At 48.4% G+C, this 22928-nt stretch carries 19 protein-coding genes and 8 tRNA genes; 14 read left to right on the top strand and 13 right to left on the bottom strand.

Annotated features, from left to right (window positions below):
• From GX019_07885 to GX019_07875, 3 genes are all read left to right on the top strand, one after another.
• Positions 1-1001, top strand: a 1001-nt coding sequence (locus GX019_07885) for a molybdopterin-dependent oxidoreductase (GenBank protein ID HHT37078.1), incomplete at its 5' end; no start/stop codon positions are given.
• Between the two features lie 142 nt (positions 1002-1143).
• Positions 1144-2601 (top strand): glycoside hydrolase family 43 protein, encoded by a 1458-nt coding sequence (locus tag GX019_07880; protein ID HHT37077.1) that lies wholly within the window; start codon positions 1144-1146, stop codon positions 2599-2601.
• 194 nt (positions 2602-2795) lie between these two features.
• Positions 2796-3050, top strand: coding sequence for a hypothetical protein (locus GX019_07875; GenBank protein ID HHT37076.1), 255 nt, complete (start codon positions 2796-2798; stop codon positions 3048-3050).
• A 26-nt stretch (positions 3051-3076) separates the two neighbouring features.
• Here the strand turns inward: GX019_07875 and GX019_07870 are convergent, their stop codons facing one another.
• Genes GX019_07870 through GX019_07840 form a run of 7 tightly spaced genes read right to left on the bottom strand, consistent with a single transcriptional unit; the run spans position 3077 to position 12497 of the window.
• The gene (locus tag GX019_07870; GenBank protein ID HHT37075.1) at positions 3077-4366 is read right to left on the bottom strand and encodes a PHP domain-containing protein; all 1290 of its coding nucleotides are present in this window, start codon (positions 4364-4366) and stop codon (positions 3077-3079) included.
• Positions 4367-4374: 8 nt separating this feature from the next.
• Complete coding sequence (locus GX019_07865; protein ID HHT37074.1) at positions 4375-6846, bottom strand: dehydrogenase; 2472 nt, start codon at positions 6844-6846, stop codon at positions 4375-4377.
• A gap of 24 nt (positions 6847-6870) precedes the next feature.
• Positions 6871-8235 (bottom strand): dihydrolipoyl dehydrogenase, encoded by a 1365-nt coding sequence (lpdA, locus tag GX019_07860; protein HHT37073.1) that lies wholly within the window; start codon positions 8233-8235, stop codon positions 6871-6873.
• Positions 8236-8258: 23 nt separating this feature from the next.
• Positions 8259-9620: a 2-oxo acid dehydrogenase subunit E2 gene (locus GX019_07855; protein ID HHT37072.1), complete on the bottom strand. Its 1362-nt coding sequence runs from the start codon at positions 9618-9620 to the stop codon at positions 8259-8261.
• A 27-nt stretch (positions 9621-9647) separates the two neighbouring features.
• Entirely contained in the window at positions 9648-10508 is an 861-nt protein-coding gene (lipA, locus tag GX019_07850; protein ID HHT37071.1) for a lipoyl synthase, read from the bottom strand.
• A complete protein-coding gene (gene lipB, locus GX019_07845) occupies positions 10495-11196 on the bottom strand; it encodes a lipoyl(octanoyl) transferase LipB (protein ID HHT37070.1) in 702 nt (233 codons plus the stop codon). The genes lipA and lipB overlap by 14 nt, the downstream gene beginning before the upstream one ends.
• Before the next feature lie 35 nt (positions 11197-11231).
• Positions 11232-12497 carry a zinc-binding dehydrogenase gene (locus tag GX019_07840; protein ID HHT37069.1) on the bottom strand — a complete coding sequence of 422 codons (1266 nt, stop codon included), beginning with the start codon at positions 12495-12497 and terminating at the stop codon, positions 11232-11234.
• Positions 12498-12698: 201 nt separating this feature from the next.
• On the opposite strand from GX019_07840, the gene srlD reads away from it, so the two are divergent.
• The gene (gene srlD / locus GX019_07835; protein ID HHT37068.1) at positions 12699-13487 is read left to right on the top strand and encodes a sorbitol-6-phosphate dehydrogenase; all 789 of its coding nucleotides are present in this window, start codon (positions 12699-12701) and stop codon (positions 13485-13487) included.
• Positions 13488-13551: 64 nt separating this feature from the next.
• Here the strand turns inward: srlD and GX019_07830 are convergent, their stop codons facing one another.
• Positions 13552-14676 carry a TMEM165/GDT1 family protein gene (locus tag GX019_07830; GenBank protein ID HHT37067.1) on the bottom strand — a complete coding sequence of 375 codons (1125 nt, stop codon included), beginning with the start codon at positions 14674-14676 and terminating at the stop codon, positions 13552-13554.
• A 61-nt stretch (positions 14677-14737) separates the two neighbouring features.
• Positions 14738-15583 carry an ACT domain-containing protein gene (locus GX019_07825; GenBank protein ID HHT37066.1) on the bottom strand — a complete coding sequence of 282 codons (846 nt, stop codon included), beginning with the start codon at positions 15581-15583 and terminating at the stop codon, positions 14738-14740.
• Between the two features lie 175 nt (positions 15584-15758).
• On the opposite strand from GX019_07825, the gene GX019_07820 reads away from it, so the two are divergent.
• A complete protein-coding gene (locus tag GX019_07820; protein ID HHT37065.1) occupies positions 15759-17105 on the top strand; it encodes a putative sulfate exporter family transporter in 1347 nt (448 codons plus the stop codon).
• A gap of 39 nt (positions 17106-17144) precedes the next feature.
• On the opposite strand, the gene GX019_07815 is transcribed toward GX019_07820, so the two are convergent.
• The 4 genes from GX019_07815 to GX019_07800 all read right to left on the bottom strand — a co-directional run bounded on the left by GX019_07815 (position 17145) and on the right by GX019_07800 (position 21599).
• Positions 17145-18275, bottom strand: a complete 1131-nt coding sequence (locus GX019_07815) for an endospore germination permease (GenBank protein HHT37064.1) — start codon at positions 18273-18275, stop codon at positions 17145-17147.
• Complete coding sequence (locus GX019_07810; protein HHT37063.1) at positions 18265-19386, bottom strand: Ger(x)C family spore germination protein; 1122 nt, start codon at positions 19384-19386, stop codon at positions 18265-18267. Before GX019_07810 ends, GX019_07815 begins: the two co-directional genes overlap by 11 nt.
• A gap of 14 nt (positions 19387-19400) precedes the next feature.
• Positions 19401-20915, bottom strand: a complete 1515-nt coding sequence (locus GX019_07805) for a spore germination protein (protein HHT37062.1) — start codon at positions 20913-20915, stop codon at positions 19401-19403.
• A 90-nt stretch (positions 20916-21005) separates the two neighbouring features.
• On the bottom strand, positions 21006-21599 hold the full coding sequence (locus GX019_07800) for a C40 family peptidase (GenBank protein HHT37061.1): 594 nt from the start codon (positions 21597-21599) through the stop codon (positions 21006-21008).
• Positions 21600-21779: 180 nt separating this feature from the next.
• Here GX019_07800 and GX019_07795 point away from each other — a divergent pair.
• The 9 genes from GX019_07795 to GX019_07755 all read left to right on the top strand — a co-directional run.
• Positions 21780-21855, top strand: a tRNA-Val gene (locus GX019_07795).
• A 9-nt stretch (positions 21856-21864) separates the two neighbouring features.
• Positions 21865-21940: transfer RNA gene (locus GX019_07790), tRNA-Gly, on the top strand.
• A gap of 10 nt (positions 21941-21950) precedes the next feature.
• Positions 21951-22027: transfer RNA gene (locus GX019_07785), tRNA-Asp, on the top strand.
• A 4-nt stretch (positions 22028-22031) separates the two neighbouring features.
• A tRNA-Gln gene (locus GX019_07780) sits at positions 22032-22106 on the top strand.
• A gap of 3 nt (positions 22107-22109) precedes the next feature.
• A tRNA-Phe gene (locus GX019_07775) sits at positions 22110-22185 on the top strand.
• Between the two features lie 13 nt (positions 22186-22198).
• A tRNA-Val gene (locus GX019_07770) sits at positions 22199-22275 on the top strand.
• A gap of 81 nt (positions 22276-22356) precedes the next feature.
• Positions 22357-22432: transfer RNA gene (locus tag GX019_07765), tRNA-Glu, on the top strand.
• Positions 22433-22443: 11 nt separating this feature from the next.
• Positions 22444-22519: transfer RNA gene (locus GX019_07760), tRNA-Ala, on the top strand.
• 160 nt (positions 22520-22679) lie between these two features.
• A partial coding sequence (locus tag GX019_07755) for a linear amide C-N hydrolase (GenBank protein ID HHT37060.1) occupies positions 22680-22928 on the top strand: 249 nt, incomplete at its 3' end.

Genomic DNA, 22928 nt, shown 5'->3' with positions numbered 1-22928 from the left:
TTGCAGCCAAATTCGCGGAGATTAAAGAGAAGTACGGGGCGGATCGCATTGGTATTTTCGCCTCCCCTGATCTGACTAATGAAGAGTATCTGAAACTATCTGAGCTGGCATCAAGTCTGGGAACAGCATTGGTTACAAGCGCGGATGCTAATTTTGCGAGACTGCCACTATCGAGCCAGAAATTGTTTGACGGTTTTGAAGCAGTTGATTTCGTCATTGTGCTCAATGCTGATCTGCAGCAGGATTATCTGCCGACAGCAAGCAGAGTGTACCGGATGATCGCCGATGGACTAGATACAGCTGTGGTGGATGAAGAGTGCAGAGGTTTTGCCAATAAAAACGTGCTCCACGTAAATTTAAGCCGAGAGCAGATTGAAGAGCTCCTTGCTGCTCTCCACCGCTTCGCAGCGCGGGTGGGAATCCAGAGTGTAATTGAAAATGAGCTGAGTTCGCTCTTTAAAACTGCACCTGAAACCAGAGAAGCTGTGATAGAATTGATCAAACGCTATCTTAAGGCTGAAAAACCTCTCCTGATCACTACTGAAGACAGTCTGTCAGGACCAGCCCTTCAGCAGCTCTGTGATCTCATGAAGTTAAGTTCGAAGGGAAACAATCTTCTGCTTCTGCACAACCAGGGCAATCGCTGCGGCCAGATTCAAGCTGGCTTTAGCCCCAGAGCCCTTCCGCTAGAACAAATTCGGGCTGCGCTGGTTGTAGGTTCTGATCTGAGGATCCTTGAGCAGGTGGAGCACTGCGAATTTGCAGCTGTTATCACGCCGAATCAAGCAGGTCAGCTGCAGTTTGCTACTGTTGTTCTGCCGGGATCTCATTTCTTAGAGACATCCGGGACTGCCGTTAACTGCAGCGGCAGAGTGCAGCGGTTGAATCAAGCGCTGACAGCTCCCAGCGGAAAGGATAATCTGGAGATTATTGCAGAGCTGGTCCAGAAGGTAAATACTCGCAAGCAGGAAGAAGTTCAAGAAGCGAGAGGCAAGCGATAAGAGCAAGGAACTGGCATCACTTCGGGATGTCGGTTCCTTTTTTGTTCCTTAGAATAAAAGGAAACAGGCGGGGAAGCACGAATAATATGTTAAGAAAACGTTTCCGGAAGCGGTGTAAGTCATTAAGAAAGGAGCAGGTTCTATGAAGTTGAGCAACAAAAAGGCGTTATTATTCTTCCTAACAGCAGTCGTAATGCTATCGACAGGCTGTGTTTCTGTCTACTCCCAGGAACCGGTAGAAGATCTCACCTACCGTCCTATCTTTCGGCGCAACGCCTCGGTGCATGATCCATCAGTCATCAGGGTTGGCGATACTTACTATGTCTTTGGCTCCCATATGGCTGCCGCCAAAACTGATGATCTTATGAACTGGACCACCATTTCCAGAAACGCCCGCCGGGGTAACCCGCTGGTGCCGGATCCCGAAACAGAGATGAAGGAAGCGCTGGAGTGGGCGCGAACCAATACTTTCTGGGCGCCTGATGTAATCCAGCTGCCTGACGGACGCTTCTATATGTACTACTGCACCTGCGAAGGCTCCATGCCCTTATCGGCTTTGGGAGTTGCGGTGGCAGATGATATCGAGGGACCCTACACAAACCTTGGTGTGTTCTTAAAGTCCGGAATGACCGGAATCAGTCCAGCCGGCACTCGCTACAATGCCAATATTCATCCCAATGCAATCGATCCCCATGTCTTCTTTGATAAAGAAGGACAGCTGTGGATGGTCTACGGCTCCTATTCCGGCGGCATTTTTATCATGAAGATGGATCCCCAAACCGGCTTTCCCCTACCCGATCAGGGTTATGGCAAAAAGCTGATGGGCGGCAGGCACAGCCGGATTGAGGGGCCTTACATCCTCTACAGTCCGGACAGTGATTATTACTACTTATTCGTTTCTTTCGGCGGCTTGGGAGCGAACGATGGCTATAATATTCGGGTAGCCAGATCGAAGAATCCCGATGGCCCCTATTTTGATGCTAAAGGCACTAACATGGAAACTGTGATTGGTACGGGCTCATTATCCAATGATTCCACGATTGCGCCTCACGGTGTGAAACTGATGGGGAACTACCAGTTCCTTCATGTCGAAGGCGAGCAGCGGACCATGAGCCGGGGCTATAAATCGCCCGGCCACAACTCAGCCTATTACGATCCTGACACCGGCAAGTACTATCTTTTCTTTCACACCCGCTTTGTCGGGCAGGGTGAGCACCATGAAGTGCGGGTGCACCAGATGTTTATCAATGAGGATGGCTGGCCAGTGGTAGCTCCCCACCGCTATGTGGGCGAAACGATCCGCCGCTACACTAAAGATGAAGTGGTGGGCGATTACAAGTATATCAACCACGGTAAAGACATCACCGGAAAAGTTAAAGAATCAGTAGTAGTTACCCTTAACAATGATGGCACAGTATCCGGTGCTGTGACGGGAACCTGGAAGTTGGATGGGTATAACCTGACCCTTAAAGTTAACGGCACAGTTTATAAAGGTGTCTTTATCCGGCAGTGGGATGATGACAACGCGGTGTGGTTAATGGCATTTACAGCTCTGTCTGATGATGGCACCGCGGTTTGGGGAAGTAGAGTCGCCTACTAAACCTCTTTTTCCAGCGATTGGAGGAAAAATGCATATTATCCAGAATATATAATATAATACAGCACGCATCTTAAATCCACCAATCGAAGGGAGGAATCACGCTGTATCTTCTGTTAGCGATAGTCAGTGATCCTGATCAGGTTCCATACGTTTTGGAAGGGTTTTTAGAAGTGGGAATTGATCGGGCAACAGTTGTGGACAGTATAGGGATGGCTCATTTGATGGCTGACCGAGTTCCGATTTTCTCGCGCTTTGCAACACTCGGAGTAAGCGAGCGATTTAACCGCATGATTTATGTGATCCTTAAAACAGAAGAACAGGTAGACGGTGCAATTGATGTAATCCAAGAAGTAATAGGGGACCTCAGCCAGCCGGAGACAGGAGTGGTGTGTGTAATACCGCTGGCAAGGGTTTACGGGTTAGATGATCGAACAGGCTCTCGCGAGTAATCACGAGAGCCTGTTTTCATTTTCTGTTATTTACCTTGACCGATTTTCTTGTAGACCTGAATTCTCTCTTCCAGCGATGGATATTTTGCAGTAGTTGCTGCAGTGAAAAGTCCATTGTCAAGATTCTCTGTTGCTGCAAGTTCATGGCCGATTAATGCCCAGGTTGAATCGATTAAGTTGTGGAACTCGAGTCTTGTCAGTGCTTCACAGATAAAGGACTGCCTCGGTGTATTGATATCTTCGCCGCTGATTTCAAATAAGTTGTGCTTTTTGCACAGAGATTTTAATCTCAACAGCTGGTCAAGGGTGTTGCGGGACGGCATATAGGTAACCGCTTTGAAACCGAGATCAGTAATTACGTCAAAGAGCAGGTCCAAATAGTCGTCCTCAAACTTCTGCGCTTTTTTATCTCCGGTTACCGAGTCACCCACGTCACCGAGGTAAGCGTATGCTAAGATGCAGCCAACTTCATCGGCAAGCTTCACAACATCCTCAATCGGCGGACATTCCTCAGCTGCCGGCAGATAGAACGCTTCCACCAAATCTCCCTTAAGCACTCCTAAGAGGTCATAGGTATAGTGGGGGTTATTCTCATCCAGCAGATAGCCTTCCAGCTTAGAACTGAATTCAAGCTTAAGATCCTGCTTGAGAAAATCCACCAGCTTCTGTCCTCTGCCGAAGCGCTCAATCAGCTTCATGGACAGGGCAAAGAGAATGTGCCGCTCTGTAATGCTGCCGCCTTCCCGTGCCCTGGATAAGGGCACGATATCTGCGGCGAAATCTAACTCGACACCGTGATCTGCCAGCAGCTCATTGATCCGGGCTGTCATGGCCTGGTTGCGCTCGTTGCGTTTTTCCCGATACGGTGCAAAATAAGCATCGACTTTATCAATCTGGGTATGGGGAACTCCGTGCAGCGCTACATATGCAATCGACTTCTGATCCGGATTATTGATCCGTTTTCCATTGAGAGGAGTAGCGGAAAAATCTGCTCGGCATTCTACGCCGATGGTGGTGGCGATACCCACGATTTTGCCTGCCTCAATGAATTCCTTGGCTCCGCTGATGGAGTCATGGTCCATAATCCCCGCTGTGGTCAGTCCGGCGTTGTAAGCCATCCACACCGCTTTAGTCGGGGAATAGGGCGAAAAGGAATAGGTTGTGTGGATGTGGTTGTTCACAAACCCACCCGGCTGAGGCCGCTCAAGTTGTCCTGCTTCGATTAGTTTTTGCAGTTCCTGTAAGCTTTCTAAACGAGTATTGACATTATCATGATTGAGATTTTCGATTAAGCTGTTTACTAAGTTCTGATTCACGTTATTAATCACACTCCGAATTTCTCTCTCCGCAGTTTTTCGTTTTTGTTCCAGTTAGTGGTTGGTACATGCCCATCGAGCGGCAGGATTTTCTCATGAACTGCGTCGATGATCCACTCCGGCTGCGGGAAGAAATACTGTTCAAATTCATGAGCCGGTACGATCCAGTTGCGAGCTCCAACTACTACCGGAGGTGCATCCAGATAATCGAATGCAAGCTCAGTAATGTTGCGGGCAATATCATTCAAGAATGAACCGCGCTCGCAGGCATCACTGGAAAGGACGATGCGGCCGGTCTTCTTCACCGACTCAAGCACTTTTTCGTAGTTAAACGGAACGATTGTGCGGGCATCAATTACCTCAGCAGACAATCCCCATTTTTCTTCTAAGATATCAGCGGCTTCTAATGCCCGGTATAAGGTTGCGCCAACAGTCAAGATGGTGAGATCTTTACCTTCGCGCTTGATATCCGGTTCGCCGATTGGTACTTCGTAGTATCCTTCTGGAACACCGTCAGGGTTAAACAGTTCACCGATATCATACAACCGCTGGCTCTCAAAGAAGATTACCGGGTCAGTTCCGGCTAGAGCTGCGTTCATTAAGCCTTTGGCATCATAAGGCGTGGTTGGGAACACAACTTTCAGACCAGGAATATGGGCGCACAGTGAAGTCCAGTCTTGGGAGTGCTGGGCACCATATTTAGCTCCTACCGATACCCTCAAGACTACCGGCATCTTCAAAATTCCGGCACTCATGGACTGCCATTTAGCCATTTGGTTGAAGACCTCGTCACCGGCGCGGCCTAAGAAGTCGCAGTACATTAACTCTGCGATTACTCTACCGCCGCTCATGGCGTAACCGACTGCAGAACCGGCAATAGCTGCTTCTGAGATTGGCGCGTTGAAGAAGCGGTGGTAAGGCAGGGATTCAGTTAAACCCCGGTACACTGCATAGGCGCCGCCCCAGTCGCGGTTGTCTTCACCATATGCCACTAAGGTCGGATCAGTGTAGAACTTGTCGATAATTGCTTCAAATAAAGCATCTCTCAGCTGCAGCACTCTGGCCTTGGAGACCGGTTTGCCGTCTTGAATGCCGACGCGAACTTTTTTCTGCAGCTGCTGTACCCGCGGGTTTTCTTCCTTCGGAATTAACACATCGCAGGGACGGTCGTCAAATTTCTCCACTTTCTCATTGGAGTACATGATATTGCCGATGTAATCCGGATCTTTGTCCAGATCAACGCGGGGCGAAGTTTCCAGATCGATAGCCAGTTTGTAAATCTTGAACATAGTCTTTTTGATATCTTCATCAATAGCAGCAAATGCATCTGCATCAGCAATTTTGGCATTGATGAGGCTTTGTCTGTAGCTAACGATTGGGTCAGCTTCTGACCAAGCATCGATTTCTTCTTTCGATCTGTAGCTAGATGCGTCAGATGGCGAGTGTCCCGAAATTCTGTAAGTAACGACATCCAGGAAGACAGGGCCGTCTTTCTTTTCAGTAATAATGGGCAGTTTGCGGCGGTAAGCGTCGATAACTGCCAGCGGGTTATAGCCGTCAACTCTTTCCACATGCATTTGGTTTGGTGTAACACCGGCAGGAACTCTGGCCAGATCACCAAAAGCCATGGTTTCTCCCGCGGTCTGACCGCCCATACCGTAGAAGTTATTGAAGAAATTGAAGATAATCGGCAGGCCGCCTTTAAACTCGTCATCCCACAGCTCACGGTATTGCTCCATGGCAGCAAAGTTGAGCGCTTCCCATACTGGACCGCAGCCCATGGAACCATCGCCGAGGTTAGCAACAACAACGCCATTTTTGCGGTTAACTTTCTTGAATAAAGCTGCACCAACGGAAATCGGGGCCGAACCGCCTACGATTGCGTTGTTGGGATAAATTCCGAATGGAGTAAAGAAGGCGTGCATGGATCCGCCCATACCTCTGTTAAAGCCGGTTGCGCGGCCAAAAATCTCTGCCAGAGAACCATAGAGCAGGAAATCAATTGCCAATTCTTTAACGGAAGCGTTCGGATTAGCTTTTTCCACAACAGCAAGAATTGCGCCGTCGAAATACTCCCGCATAATGGTCATCAATTCGTCATCAGAGAGCTGATGAATAGCGGATAAGCCTTTGGCCAGAATTTCCCCGTGGCTGCGGTGGGAACCGAAGATATAGTCCTCAACGCTCAAAAGGTAAGCCTGACCTACCGCCGAAGCTTCCTGTCCAATCGATAAGTGCGCTGGACCGGGGTAGTTGTACTCAACTTCGTTGTATCCGCCAGTGGTCTTAACAAGGTTGAGCATGGTTTCAAATTCCCGGATGTAGACCATATCGCGGTAAATCCGCATAAAGTCATCGGTAGAGAAGTTGGCTTTCTCGTCTTCAATGGTCTTGTTGTATTGGTTTACCGGAATGTCTTGAAATTTAATCGTGCGGCTTTTGCGTGACTCTTCCGGGCAGACATATTGAATTTTAGGCATATAATCTCGCTCCTTTACTGAATATTAAAATTCAAAGATTGCTTCGCGAATAACTTCCGCAACAGTCGGATGGGGGAAGACCAGTTCTTTGACATCTTCTAGCTTCAGCTCCATCTCAATCAGCGGTGCCACGCCCCAGATGATTTCAGAGGCAGGGTTCCCGATCATATGGACTCCGATTACGTTGCGGTATTTCTTATCAATCAGCACTTTGCAGATTCCGTCTCCGCCTTCGTTTTCGGCTACATAGCGGCCGCTGTAGCGCATGGAAAGATTAACAACTTCATAATCGATTCCTTTTGCTTTAGCAGTCGCTTCGGTTTCACCGATGGCGGCAACTTCAGGATTAGTATAAATTACGGCCGGAATCGCATTGTAGCGCATGATATCACGCTTGCCGAGCATATTGTTGATGCAAACCTCAGCTTCGCGGTAAGCGGTATGAGCCAGCATGGAGCGGCCGTTTACGTCACCAGCAGCCCAGACGCCGGGCACATTGGTTCTGCCGTATTCATCAACTTTAATGGCACCCCGCTCAACTTCAACGTTAATGTTTTCTAAGCCGATGCCGGTGACATTTGGTCTGCGTCCGGTGCTCATCAGCACTTTCTCAGCTGGCACGAAATCCTGCTGACCGTCTTTTTCAAAGCGAACACCATCAGCTTTAACTTCTGTTACTTTGGCGCTGAGGTGGAATGTGATGCCAAGCTTCTCGTAGTTTCGCTTCAGGATAGCGCTGATATCAGTGTCCTGCTCGCCGGCAATGTGATCCAGCATTTCAATTACGGTGACTTTGCTGCCAGCGGAATTGAAATACGAAGCCATTTCCAGTCCCACAACTCCACCGCCCACCACGACCAAAGATTCCGGAACAGTCTCTAAGTCAAGAATTTCACGATTTGTAACAACAAAACCTGCTTCAAATCCTTCTTTAGCCCCGGGGATTGGCGGGATAACCGCGGAAGAACCGGTAGCAATCAATAAGCGTTTCCCTGTATAGATTTGCTCGCCTGCTTCAACCTTAAAGCCTTCGCTGTCGCGGCCGAGGATTTTCCCGGTTGCCTTAACTACATCTACTTTGTAGGACTTCATTTTCGCATTGATTCCGCCGACCAAAGTTCTCACAACTTTATTCTTGCGTTTGATTACTGCTGCGTGGTCATAAGTTACATTTTCTGCCTTTACGCCGTACTTCTCGCTGAAGCGGGCGTAGTCATAGATTTTAGCGGAATGGAGCAGCGTTTTCGAAGGAATGCAGCCTTCGTTTAAGCAAACACCGCCAAGGAAGCGTTCTTCAATCAGCAGGGTTTTGAAACCGGCTTTTCCTGCCCGCTCGCAGGCAAGATAACCCGCTGGACCGCCGCCGATTACGATTAGATCATAACTCATGGTATCACCTGCCTTCGATTTATTTATTTAGCCAATAAAAGCTGAAAGTTTTCCAGATTTTGTTTTAACTCCTGCAGGAACCGGGCCGCAGGTGCGCCGTCTACTGCGCGGTGATCGATTGTCAGGGACAGGGTCATCGCCGGGTAATAGACATACTCGCCGTTAACCGGTTTCACTTTATGCTCAACTGTGCAGACACCTAAAATTCCGGTCTGCGGTGGATTCAAGATCGGTGTAAAGGATTCAATGCCTAAGGAACCGAGGTTAGTGACAGTAAAAGTGCCGCCCTGCAGTTCATCAGGATTGATAGAACCGGCTTGGGCTTGGCTGATCAACCGCTTGGATTCAGCAGCTAGCTGGTTCAAAGACTTCAGGTTCGCGTTGAATAATGTGGGCACCATCAAGCCCCGCTCAGTATCAACAGCAATGCCTAAGTGCACGTTTTTGAATACCCGCAGAGTGTCATCTAAATAGTGGGCATTCAGCATCGGATAATTGACCAAGGTGCGGGAAACTGCGAATAAAATCAGGTCGTTAAGAGTGATGTTTTCCAGACCGAGCTGCTCCTGCTGGGTTTTGACCAGCTTCCGGTAAGCCAGGATTTGGGTTGCATCAAAGCTGGTATCCATAGTAAGTTGGGCGGAATTGGCCAGAGATTGATGCATCGCCTTGGCAATGCGCTTCCGGATATTGGTCAGCGGCTGGTCTACATATTCGATCGCGGCCGGAACTCCCGGTTCGGCTGCGTCAGGCGCACTCGGGACTGTTACAGGTTTCACAAGGTCTCTTGTCGTAATGCGTCCACCGATTCCGGTGCCGATTACTTGTCCGTCTAAGGCAGCGTATTCAGCTTCGGCAGCAGCGGTAACCTTTGGTCCAGTTTCCATCAGCGTGCGGATATCCCGCTCAATGACTCTGCCTTCTGGTCCGGTCGGTACTGCGTAGCGGGCATCGAGATGCTGCTTAGCAGCCAGATTTTTGGCTCGCGGTGAAATTTTCAGTCTGCCAGTTTGAGGAGCGGCCGCTGGAACAGGCGCAGCTTCAGCAGTCTCAGCAGCTGGTTCAGCTGCTTCAGCCGGAGCAGTTTCCGCTACTTGAGCTGGATCTGTCTGCATGTTTTCCGGTAACAACTCGGAATAGTCTTCGCCTGGTTCGCCGATCACTGCTACCGGAGTCAGAACCGGGACTTCTTCATCGGCTTCATAAAAGATTTCCAGCAGAACACCGGCCTCTTGGGCTTCTTCTTCAAAACTAGCTTTGTCTGTTTCATAAGAAAACAGCACATCGCCGACCTCTACACGGTCACCTTTCTGCTTATACCATTCGGTGATGATACAGGTTTCCACGGAGATACCCTGCCGTGGCATAATCACGGGTGTTGCCATCTAATCGCCTCCAGTATAGATTGTTATTTATGACTTAATTGCATTTGCAGCAGATTCGGCGTGGTATGAGCTGCGCACCAGGGGACCCGATTCAACATGCTTAAAACCGAGCTCCATTCCCATTGCTTTATAGATATTAAAAGATTCGGGTGTAATGTATTCAATTACAGGGTGGTGCTTTTTGCTTGGAGCGAGATACTGGCCAATAGTGAGCAGATCACAGTCGACCTTTCGCAGATCCTGCATCACGGCCTTGATCTCATCCATGGTTTCTCCTAAACCCACCATGATTCCAGATTTGGTAATTATATGGGGACTGATCCTTTTGGCTTGATGGAGTACCTGCAGCGAGCGCTGATAAATTGCCTGGGGACGAACAGCAGCGTATAAGCGGGGAACGGTTTCTACGTTGTGGTTGAGGATATCTGGTTCAGCGTAAAGTACCTTGGCTAATGCGTCATGGTCGCCTTTAAAATCCGGAATTAAAACTTCGATCTGCACTGAAGGACTTTTTTTGCGCACAGCGGTAATGACGTCGGCAAAATGAGCCGCGCCGCCGTCCGGCAGATCGTCGCGGGTTACAGATGTAATAACTACATGCTTAAGGCCCAATTCAGCCACAGCTTCCGCTACATGCTCCGGTTCGCTGGGATCGACCGGCAGGGGACGATTGGTTTCAACATTGCAAAAAGTGCAGTTGCGGGTGCAGAATCTGCCTAGGATCATAAAAGTGGCCGTTTTTCGGCCAAAACATTCCAACAGATTAGGGCAGGCTGCCTCCTGGCAGACTGTATGCAGGGACAAATTCTCCATTAAGCGGTGGACTTCCATTACTTGGTCGGTACTCCGATATTTAACTTTCAACCATTCAGGTTTACGCTTCATCATTTGGTATACTCCCAAGATAAGTTTGTAATTTTTCTTTAGTTATTATTGCCGGTTTATAATTGAAAACCTCACAGAAACTGAGCAGTACCTGATCACGCACAACTGCCATGTCAAACTCTCTGCCTAACATGGCAGCCAGCGACATGGCTCCTCTGTCTTTGATTCCGCAGGGAATAATCCAGCGAAAATGCTCTAAATTGGTATTCACATTAAAAGCAAAACCGTGCATAGTTACCCAGCGCTTAATCGCTAGGCCGATAGCCGTAATTTTACCCCCATCAACCCAAACCCCGGTATGAGTTGGATCGCGAAAGGCTTTGATTTGATAGTACTGTGCCAGCAGATTAATAAAAACCTGCTCAAGATTATGTACAAAGCTGCGGATATCACGGCCGTGATTGTGAAGGTCAATAAACATATAGCCTACAATCTGTCCCGGCCCGTGATAGGTGACATCTCCGCCCCGATTGGTGGCGTGAACTTCGATTTGATGTTCTTCCAGCCATTGTTGGGGCATGAGGATGTGGTCGGTTTTAGCTTTCTTCCCGAGGGTAATTACGGGAGGATGTTCAAGCAAAAGGAGCAGATCGCCGATCTGCCTCTGCTGCCGCATTGTTAATAGCTGCTGTTGAACAGCTAATGCCTCAGCATAAGATACCAAACCTAATTGGCATACTTCGAGATTCATGGCGTCTGCTCCTTCATGATTCTGATCATTTATTTTTAGATTTTCTTAGCATTTTCTAAGAGATATTTTTCAGCTTCTAAGCACCACAGTCCATTGTTCGCTGCTACGATTTCAGCGAGCTTGGCAAAGAGCGGATCGGTTTTGCCTTTTTCAGCGAAATCATCAATAGCGGTTAATTCCATTTGAATGTTTGTGTAGACTAGTTTCTTACCTCCCGGAATATTGGGCAGGTTAAGGGTGGTTTCGACCACGCTGTCTAAGCCGCCGATATGAGTAATCATGGCTGCCGGATTGATAATGCCTTTCTCCATCAGCTCCAGCGACTCGATCATATCATCGGTGTTGCCGCCGCTGGTTCCCACAATGTGGGTTGAGTTGTAGTGCACATTGTAGAAGTTGAACTCAGCTTTGAAGTCGGGATTGGTCGGGCCGGCAAAGAAGTTGAGACAGCCATCTCGAGCCAGCAGCTGGTCGCCCATTTCAATTACTGGACGCACCGGCGCGTAGACGAACACGTCATCGTAGCCTCGTCCACCGCTGAGCGCCATAATGTGCTCAGTAGGATTGTCAATGCTGTTGGTGTTGATATAGTGCAGCTCGATGCCGTTTTTAGCAGCAGCTTCAACTGTGTAGATCGAGGCTGCTCTGTCCAGTCTGGCTTGGTCGATGTCAGTAACAACTAACAGCTTCGGTCTGCGGTCTTCGCGATTAATGGCGTAATCGATTGCGCCCAGCCCCATGGGTCCTGCGCCGGCTAAGATTGCCATGTTGCCGCCGTCAACGATTTCCATTTCATGCACATAACTGCCGCTCTTGGTGTGATATTGAGCGTGGTATGCTCCGACAATGCAGGACATCGGCTCAGCTAGAGAACCGTAGAAATAAGCTTCGCCGTTGTAGGGCAGCAGACAATTCATTTCCATTACTTCGTTGGGAATAATCACATAGGTAGCTGCACCACCGATGTGGGGATAGGAATAACCGGGTGCTGCCAGTGAGCCTTTGTAGTTAAGAGCCGGTTGAATCGCAAATCTTTGTCCCGGTTTAAACTTGTCCTGCCATTTAGCTCCGACTTCAATGATCTCTCCACAGAACTCATGGCCAATAATAATCGGGTTTTCTGCGATATCATCGGGTACCCGTTTGTGATCGGAACCTTGAATTGCAGCTTTGTATGAAGACATACAAACACTGTCCGAAATTATATGAGCAAGAATCTCATCATCTTTAATTGATGGCAAGTCAAACTCTTCTAAACGAAGATCGTTTTTTCCGTATAAACGAACTGCCTTAGTGCGCATACTAACGCCTCCTTTACAGTAATATATCGGTATGCTTTGATGTTCACTTGCATTATACCATATTATCTGGGATAAATCGTTTTGTTTTGTGAAATTACTGTTAAAGATCGTAAGGAAACCTGTTGATATTTACCTTGGAGTATTAATTATGCTATAATCCAAGTGAAACAAAAGGTACGAAAATTGGAAAGGATGACAGAAATGAGCAGTAATACTTGCCAGCGTTTAGCGGGACAAGTTGCAGTTGTTACCGGCGGCGCTCAGGGTTTAGGGGAAGCTTTAGTGGAAAGATTAGTGAAGGAAGGCGCAAAAGTTGTCCTCGCCGACCTCAACTTAGAAGCTGCCGAGCAAGTAGCAGCCCGTCTTGACAATACCGTGGCTGTTCAGGTAGATGTAACTGATTACGCTCAGTGCGAAAAGATGGCCCAAGTTGCTCTGGAAAAATTTGGCCGCATCGATGTGTTAGTAGCTAACGCAGCGATTGTAATCGCCAAGCCAACTGAGGAATTTCCGACCGAGCAGTGGCGGAAGGTAATTGACGTCAACCTGGTTGGCTACTTTAATGCTGCCAAAGCGGTAATCCCGGCTATGCTCAAACAGGGTAAGGGCAGCATCGTTCAAATTAACAGCAAATCCGGGAAGAAAGGTTCAGCGAAAAACTCCGCTTATGCTGCCTCTAAGTTTGGCGGCATTGGCTTAACTCAAAGCTTAGCGTTGGAATATGCGGAGCAAAATATCCGTGTTAACGCAATCTGCCCGGGTAACATGTTAGACTCGCCGCTTTGGGTTAACAGTCTCTATGAACAGTATGCCCGCAATCAGGGAATTACACCAGAAGAAGTGCGGGAGAAGTATACCAATATGGTGCCCATGAAGCGGGGCTGCAGCTATGATGACGTAGCTAATGTGATGGTCTTCTTGGCATCTGATGAGTCCAGCTACATGACCGGTCAGGCAATCAATGTTACCGGCGGACAGCAGATGGACTAATCAGCGTTAAGTGGGTTTATAAAAAAGAAGCAAGGTATGCTGTTTTTGCAGCAGCCTTGCTTTTTTAGTTGGCAGTTATCATGCGCTTGATTTTTGCCGCCAGGACCGGGGATTCTTTCTTTACTTCCTGTAAATAGGTCTCCATATCTCCGGTAAAGGGCAGGACCTTATTGAAACAGATTTTTTCCAGCGCTTTCCTGGTTTCATTTAAAATGCAGGTATCCTTGTGCACCGGATTGCAGTGTTGGCATGCCGCTACCGTCTGGCAGTAGGCTTCTCTTGCTTTGGCAACATCGTAGTAGCGGGGATCTACCTTCAGTTTTTCCAGATGCTGCGAAAAGGGAATTACATCTTTGTGGTTGAGGTAAGCGCTGATATTCTGTTTTGCCCTTTCCAGCACGCACTGACTGCATCCGCAGCTGGCGCAGGATGCGGGATTAAGACACATATCATCGACTAAAGCTTTAATCCCGACTAACTGCTGTCTCAGCTTTTCAGCCTTAGTCTGCATCGGAGTTAATCCCTGGCTGGAATGGATTTCCCATGCCCGCAGGGTTAACAAGAACACCGTTAGGCCGAGAATCATTATTGCCAGAAAAATGTTGGTCGGAGTCAGCAGTTCCTGGGGCAGATTGTTATACAAAGAAATCAGTCCAAAGAATAAAAACACAAACACAGAGACAATCCGCATGGCAAACTCCGGGATGCGCCGCCCCATGCGGCTGCCAATGATAATGCCGATGGCGCTGGTAATAATCATGCCGGACACAGTGCCTGCCAATACTAAGAGCGGATGCTCAGCGCTGCTGGATAGGGTAATGGCAGCCAGCTGAGTCTTGTCCCCGAGCTCGCCAATAAAAAAAGTCGTTGCCACGGTGATTACCGGACCAAAGCGGTTGGTCTCGGTATCCTCAAGATCATCATCTTCAGTATGAGCCAGCGAGAACAGCGCAAAAGCGATAAATGCTATTCCGGCAAATATTCGAACTAAATCTAAGGAAATAAGTTTAGGTAGGGAGGAACCCAGTGCAACTGCAATGCCGTGATTGAGCAGTGCACCAATGGAAACACCTAACATTACTTGGCGGATCGAGTATTTGGTGGCAAAAGTCATTGCTAATATCTGTGATTTATCTCCCATCTCGGCCGCTACAATTAAAAAACAGGAGGTCACTAGTTCTTGCAGCAAAGCCGGTCCCTCCTTTCCTAACCTTCATAGTCTAACAAAAATATTTATCCGTGACAAGAGTTTATTCCTGCCGGGGGTAACTTCCCAGCACCTTTTTCCAGCCGTTAGAAGAGCGGACTTTCTGCTCAACCTGCTGGAGCGCATTTTTCAGTTTTGGGTCCGATTTATGGCCAATCATTTCAAAGAGCAGCACATACTCCTGCGGCCGCACTTTGTAAGGTCGAGACTGGACAAATGTCAAATCGATGCCGTTTTCTGCAAAATACCCGGTGATTTCATGCAGCTGACCCGGTCGGTTTTCTCCGAATCGGACAGCAAGCAGCGTCCGATCACTGCCAGTTGGGGGACTGTCGGTCAGACCGCATACAAAGAACCTTGTTTGATTGTTGGGATAATCAGCCAGATTCTCATGGAGGATCTTGAGCCCGTATTCCTCCGCTGTTCTTGGTGAGCACAGGGCTGCGGCCCGTGGATCTTCGAGAGCTTTCACCGCTGCTTCAGCCGTGGACGAAATGGGAACCTGCAGTCGCCCGGGCAGCAGCTTCTCCAGATTGTGCACACACTGATTAAGAGCCGATGGATGAGAAAAGACCTTATCTACTTGGTCCAAGCTTTCCATTTGACCGCATAAGACATACTTAATCTTAACGTGAACCTCATCGCACACTTTAACAAAATCATGGAACTCAATCAGGGAATCAAAAGTAATGCCGATAATACCGTCAACCATGTTTTCTGCAGGCAGAACCGCCCGCTCAGCAAGATATGACTCAACGCGCTGCAGGCATTCGGGAATGCTGAAAAAATCAATTTTCTCCGGCTCTGTTCGTCCTGTCATTCTCTGCTGGTAAATCAGGGCAGCCTCTTCTGAAAAAGTGCCTTTAGGCCCTAAAGTTGCAATCCGCACTGCCGTTTCCTCCCACCATCATTATTGTTCTGCATATTTTCATGTAATTTACCATATGAACTGCCTTTTTTCAACTCCCTAACACGAGAATTTTCACACACACTTCATTTTGACCTGCATAGGATAGAGCAATATAGTACTCGTGTACTGGAGGGATGAGGCTTTGCATGATGAAATGGCAGCAAAAAAGAGATTTAATCTTGGTTTCCTGTTTCGCACCGAGGACTGGTGGACAGTGTGGTTGGGAGCTTTTCTCATTGTTCTGGCGTCAGTCGGTGTAATCACAGCAGTGCCGCGCCTCAAAGGTTGGAGCACAAACATTGGCGACGCACTGCCGCTGGATCTCATTCCCGGTCTTTTGGCGCTGGGTGTTTTTCTGGCGGTAATCGCGGCCATCGCTTATGGAGTAATCAACCGGAGCAGTAAGGAAGCGGGCCGGTTTCTCATCGGCTTTCCTGTGGTCTTTGTGCTGGCAGTACTCGCTTATGTTCTCGGCAATCAGGAAACGCTCAAGCATTACGGATTCAGCGATGTGATCTGGGCTTTGGTGTTTGGTTTGATTATCTCCAATGTATTTGGGAAACCGCGGTGGCTGGTTCCTGCTCTGCAGACCGAGCTGTTTATCAAAACCGGCTTGGTTGTGATGGGCGCAGAGCTGCTCTTTAACAGGGTAATGACACTGGGTTTCTATGGACTGGGGGTTGCTTGGACTGTACCGCCCCTTGGATTATTCTTTATGTATCAATATGGGGTTCGCCGCTTAAAAATGCGTGACAAATCATTAGTTGCAACAATCGCAGCTTGCACATCGGTGTGCGGGGTTTCGGCGGCTGTGGCTGCAGGCGCTGCGACTAAGGCCAAGAAAGAAGAAATCAGCATGGCCGTGTCCATTTCCCTGATTTTCACAGTGATCAGTATGGTTATTCAGCCTGTGATCATTAGGTGGTTGGGGCTTACAGATGCGGTTGGGGGAGCTTGGATTGGGGGAACTATCGATTCCACAGGAGCAGTAGTGGTGGCTGGCAGCATGGTGGGAGAAAAGGCGATGGAAGTGGCAGCAGTAATCAAAATGCTCCAGAACCTGTTGATTGGCGCGGTGGCTTTTGTCTTTGCCCTGGTTTTTGCCAGGCATGAAGGCCCTGGGACGCAAGTGGAATTGGATGATGGGGTTGAAGTAACCATCGGACAGCGGCCTAAAGTGAGCGAGATTTGGACTAGAATGCCGAAATTTGTAATCGGCTTTGTCCTAGCGTCCCTGGTGTTTTCGTTTGTGCTGATTCCGTGGCTGGGACAGGAGCGGGTAGATGGAATTGTATCGGTAACCAAGAACGTGAAAAACTGGCTCTTTACTCTAGCGTTTGTTTCCATCGGACTTGACTCCCGCTTCAGCGACATGGCGAAAATGGCTCGCGGCGGCAAGCCAGTGAAGCTGTATATAGTCGGTCAAACCTTTAATCTGGCAGCAACTATGATTGCAGCTTTAATTTTCTTTGGCGGCTATTTCTTCGCACCTCCAATTTAAAACAGGAAGAACAGACAACAACAAACCCTGGTGTGTCTTTTAACCAGGGTTTGCTTTCTTTTTCAGAGACCGCTTGTTCTGATTTTTCTGCTGCTTTGGCTTGCGAAATAGAGAAAGAATTAAAAACAAAGGTACAATCCCAAACACAAGCCCTATCCAGGCTGCAACTAAGACGTTGGCATATCTGCTGAGGTCGGCTTCGTGAGCCGGAATCAAGGCTAAAAAATAACTGGCAGCTGCGCAGGGAAATACCAAGCCTTTGCCGGTATTAAGTTTAAAGGTTTCACCCAGATGGTGACTGACAGCAAATAATCCGATCACGATCGAGGAATAAGTTGCAGCAATCCAGATGTTGTAGAAAAAGATATCGACCCGCTCAAAAAGCCCGAACGGCACCGGAATGTATTTGATCATCTCAAAAAGAGGATCGGTTAGTTTGGCGACTTGGTTGACGGACAAGCTGCCAAAGGCTAATGCCACCAGAATTCCAATAAAAACTGAGACAGCTAAAACTGACAGTACTGATGAGCGCACCAGCTTTTCAGGTTTGTCAAAATGAGGACCGATTACCAGCATGATTTCGATCCCCGCTAGAGCAAACATAGCTGTAAAGGTGGCGTAAGCCATAGTAGCAAAATCAGTCTGAAACAGGGGCAGAAACTCATTCGGATCAAAAATCGGGATAAAAAACGGCACCGCCAAAAGCGGCAGCGCAAAAAGATAAAGCAGGATCTGGCAGGCCCTGGCAATTGGCTGCAGCCCATTGCGGGCAAGCAGTGATGATGCAAACAGCATGGAAATCATAATCACTTCCAGAGGTGTGCGCTGCAAAAGAAAAAACTTGGTGACTTCAGAGAACATCCTTACCATGGTGGCTATCAAGGAGATCATAAAGACACCATACAGGAGGTTGAAGATAAACCCAGGGATTTTTCCAATCAAAAGGGTGCTGTAATCGGCAATACCCTGATTGGGAAAGCGGCGGACTAACACCGTAATCAAAACTGTTGCAAGGACCAAAATCGCTACACCGGCGATGAAAGCAATAATTCCATCGGCCCCGGCAGTTTTTGCTAACCGAGAAGGAAGCCCGATGGTGCCGACTCCCAGCATAATGTTGGTGATGATTACTGGAACTTCTTGCGCTAAAAGTCTATCCCTAGCTTTCATCTACTACCTCCTTTTCCACGATACCGGTTCTTCGGACTCGGAAAGTACTTTTAATATCGAATTTGGCCTGGGGGAAAATCACATCTTTCCACTCGTCCGCGTGCTCCTGCCAAAACTTCGGGTAATGGCGGTAAACCAGGCGATCAAAGCCAATCGGATCGGTTTTTAGATCTTGGAGCTTAGTAACCAAATGGTGGATTTCATTGATGATTAAATCATTTAACTTAGCTTCAATTTCCGGAATATTAAAGCTGGACGAGCCGGCAGCATTTTCGTAATAAACTTCAATGATATCGCCTTCTGACTTGACTTCGATTGTAAATGTCAGCTCATTGTCTTTGAGTTTCGGTTTTATCTCCGAGGAGGCGCTGCGGATCGCGTAAGCGTAGAGAATATCGTTGATATTGACAGCGATCAAACCACCGGAGATGTTGTTGTACAGGAATGCAACCGCGCGGGTTTCGTTTTCACCCAGCCAAGCAATCATTTTGTAATCTTTGATCAAAGCTCCTCCGGCAATCACGACTTCTGTGCCGGAAGTGCGTACCCGGGGAAGGACTGTATCGCCATTGTTTTCTAAGTTGCGCAGACTGTCTTGGAAGTTTTGTTTAACAACCCGGGCTGTATTGGTCAGGGTGTTCAACATCTGGTTCAGATAAACAGAAACCAATGGCTCTCGCGGATCCTTAGTTTCAAGTACCTGCCGGGCCTCGCCCTGGGAAATAAACAGGGTTAAGCGCCGATCAATGCGGGGATTGCGGTCAAAGAAATCCAGCAGCGGCCGGATGTCTTTTCTTGCGATATCCTCGCTGATGATAACCACTTGAGTATGGCCAAAAAACAGCTCGCGCCAGGTTCGGGACTCAAAGTGGGTTGCCATCTGAGCGACAGAAGTGCCTTCAGTAGCGAATAAAACGGAAGTAGGACCACTTCCGCCACTTTGCGTTGCAAAGCTCTGCAGAACAGGCACTTCAATGGTCATAACATGCCCTTCGCCTGAATCAGGCAGGTCAAAAGCTACCCCCATCACAAACGAGCGCTCATTGATATCCTTTGCATCCCAACATCCGGATAAAACCAAACCTAGGATAAGCATAAGTATTATCTGCAACCAGCGGTGTTTGATCATGAAGACCTTTTCCTTTTGCTTGTTTTTTGTTTGTTTTTGCCGAGACGGCTTTTCATCGGCTGCCGCGTTGAATCTTTAGTGTGGGTATAGCCGGGGCGTTTTTTCAGACTGTGCCACGGACTGCGCATCACCGAGTCTTTGAGATCCCAGGGACTGAAAGGTGCCCAGGGCGAGAGATAGCTGACGCCAAAGCTGGTAAGTGTAGCCAAGTGCCCTAAGAGGAGCAAGAGTCCCAGCGTGAGACCGTATAATCCCAAAAAGCTGGCAGCCAGCATCAAAAAGAAACGGGTGATGCGGAGCCCAAAACTTAAGGTGTAAGTGGGGATAATAAAGCCAGCAATGGCAGTCATAGCGACTACAATCACCATAAAAGGGCTGACAATGCCGGCGTTTACTGCCGCATCGCCGATGATCAAACCACCCACAATGCCGATGGTCTGTCCGATTGGTCCTGGCAGTCTAATTCCCGCTTCTCGCAGAAGTTCGAGGGAAAGCTCCATGATTAAAGCCTCAATGAACGCGGGGAAGGGGATGCCCTCGCGGCTCGCTGCTACAGACAGGGCCAGTTCGGTTGGGATCATCTCTGGGTGGTAAGCAACCAGCGAAATGTATAGAGAAGGGGTAACCAGAGCCACAAAAGAGGCCACGAACCGGATGATCCGGACAAAATTAGCGGCAGGCCACCTTACATAATAGTCCTCCGGAGACAGCATCAGCGTATTGAATGTGGCTGGTGCTAACAGGGCAAAGGGTGAGTTGTCCACCAAGATGGCAACCCGGCCCTCCACCAATCCGGCGGCAACCTCATCGGGCCGCTCTGTATCTTGAATTGTATTAAAAGGTGACCACCAGTCGTCTTCAATCATCTGCTCAATATATCCTGAGTCTAAAATTATGTCTAAATCAACGTTTTCTAGTCGCTTGCGCACCTCGTTGACCAGCTCATCATTGGCAACATCTTTGATATACGCGATCACAATGTCGTTTTGACCGCGATTGCCTATCTGAATCCGCTCAAAGGTTAGATTGGGATCTCTTAGACGCCTGCGGATCAGCATCATGTTGCGGTTGATCGCTTCGATAAAGCTGTCGCGAGGACCGCGGATTACACCCTCTGATTGAGGTGCATCGATCGCCCTGTGGAGCCAACCCTTCATATCGATGGAAATTGCGGTGTTAAATCCGTCAATAAATAACACCACTTCACCGATCATTACAGCCAAAACTACATCGTCAACCGTGTTTTTGTCTGATAGTTCGCTGTTGGTAAGGACGCTTTCTTTAATGAATGTAACTAAGTTTGCATCAAGCGGCTGATCATAATCGCGCACTTCGTGAAGAATTGGCTGCATAACAGCGTCAGTAACCATCTGCCCCGAGATCAATCCTTCAAAAAAGATGAGGGCGCAGGAAATATCCCTGCCGCTCGGTATGGTGAGATTGAATTCCCTGACTTTCAAATCGGCGCTGTTGTTCAGTTCTTCTTTAATTGTTTGGACATTATGGTGCACACGCTTTGATAGTTTCAAAAAAACCGCCTCGCTCTCTAAACAGTTTTTGTCGAAAGCAAGGCGGTTATTCATTATTTAGGAGTATAAAGTTTACTCAGCAATGGTATACTGTAGGCGTCCAAACCCGGCAAAGGAGCTTGTCCAGTAGCTGCCGTCTAATAATGCATTGGTTAAAATAACTTTGCCGGCGTTGGCTGATGCGGTTATAAAGTAAATAACCCTGCCTTTAATCTCAGAGAAGATGGCTGCCCCGCTGATATTTCCAGAAGCACTTTTAAAGAAAATCAGATCTCCGGGAACCAGCTCTTCTTGGCTGATAGGCTTGATATTGTAGTTTGCCAAAATGCTGCTGGTTGCATCAGCCACCGTGGTAGATTGGCTGCCATCAAAATAAAATCTGATATTGGGAATAACATGCCGGTAGGCATTGACCACTAAAGCTGAAGCGTCAACCCCGATCTCCTCACCGGGTGTTAAGCCCGCCTCTAACTTCGCCAAATATGTTTCTAAACTCATGCGGCCGCCGTACAGATAGGCGACTTCATGCTCAACATATTTTAATGCGTAATTATGGGCTTGATTTGCTTGTTCAGTTGTGGTAAGATACATATTGCCGGCGGCAGCTTGAGCGCTGACCGCAAGGATGATGAGTATTGCTGCTATACTTTTCCCAGCGATATTCATTGTTCAACCCCCCTCAATTAGACTGAATTCGATCAGTTTAATTATAGCTGATGGGTGGCGAACAGGCAACAAAGATATAGGTTTTGGAAAAGCCAAAAGAAATTTGCAAAAAACGATTGACAAGAAACCATCTTGCTGGTATAATCTAAAATTGTCCGGGGAAATTTCCGCCACAATCGTGGGCGAATAGCTCAGCTGGGAGAGCACCTGCCTTACAAGCAGGGGGTCACAGGTTCGAGCCCTGTTTCGCCCACCATTTATTTCTGCGGTAGTAGCTCAATTGGTAGAGCATCGCGTTGCCATCGCGAAGGTTGCGAGTTCGAGTCTCGTCTGCCGCTCCATGAATGTCGTGGAACCGTGGTGTAGATGGTCAACACGCCGGCCTGTCACGCCGGAGATCGCGGGTTCGAGTCCCGTCGGTTCCGCCATCAATGGGGTGTCGCCAAGCGGTAAGGCACAGGACTTTGACTCCTGCATTCCCTGGTTCGAATCCAGGCACCCCAGCCATGTGCCCAGATAGCTCAGTCGGTAGAGCAGAGGACTGAAAATCCTCGTGTCGCTGGTTCGATTCCGGCTCTGGGCACCACTCGACAACTTGGGGTTCCTTAGCTCAGTTGGTTAGAGTGCTGCCTTGACATGGCAGAGGCCGCTGGTTCGAATCCAGCAGGAACCACCATTTTTCTGATTGTGAAAGTGTGTGTCCACCTTTCGCATCAGATACCGAGGCAGCAGTCGTTGCCTTATTCACACTAAACATGCCCCCATCGTCTAGCGGCCTAGGACACCGCCCTTTCACGGCGAAGGCACCGGTTCAAATCCGGTTGGGGGTGCCATTTTTATTAGTGGGGATATAGCTCAGTTGGGAGAGCGCTTGAATGGCATTCAAGAGGTCAGGGGTTCGACTCCCCTTATCTCCACCATATTTAGGCACGAAGAGACCGATAAAAAGGTCTCTTTTTTTATATAAAGACATAGTATCAATACGTCACCGCTGTTCATCGAAGATAGAGGTTTCTCATAAATTTATGATTGATCATATGTATAATGCGGTAAAGCACTGCGCAGGGAGGAGAACAGACAGTGAGCAGGCGTGTGCGGTATACTCTGGTTACAGTGTTACTGCTGCTGGTTGTTCTAACAGCAGCCGGTTATTTCATGTTCGGTGACCAGATTCAGGCTGTTAATTCCATCAGGGAAATCGCTGACGGGGTTTTCTATCTGGAATACCGGGGCGATTACGGGGTTGCAGATTTCCTCGAACAGGGAGGAGCGGCCAGTGATGCGGAACTGACTGCGTTCTTAACCAAGTTCTTCACCAAGGGACTGTAT

This window comes from Bacillota bacterium (assembly GCA_012837335.1).
Classification (GTDB): domain Bacteria; phylum Bacillota; class Limnochordia; order Darwinibacteriales; family DTU012; genus DTU012.
This window is presented reverse-complemented; position numbering and strand designations above follow the sequence as displayed.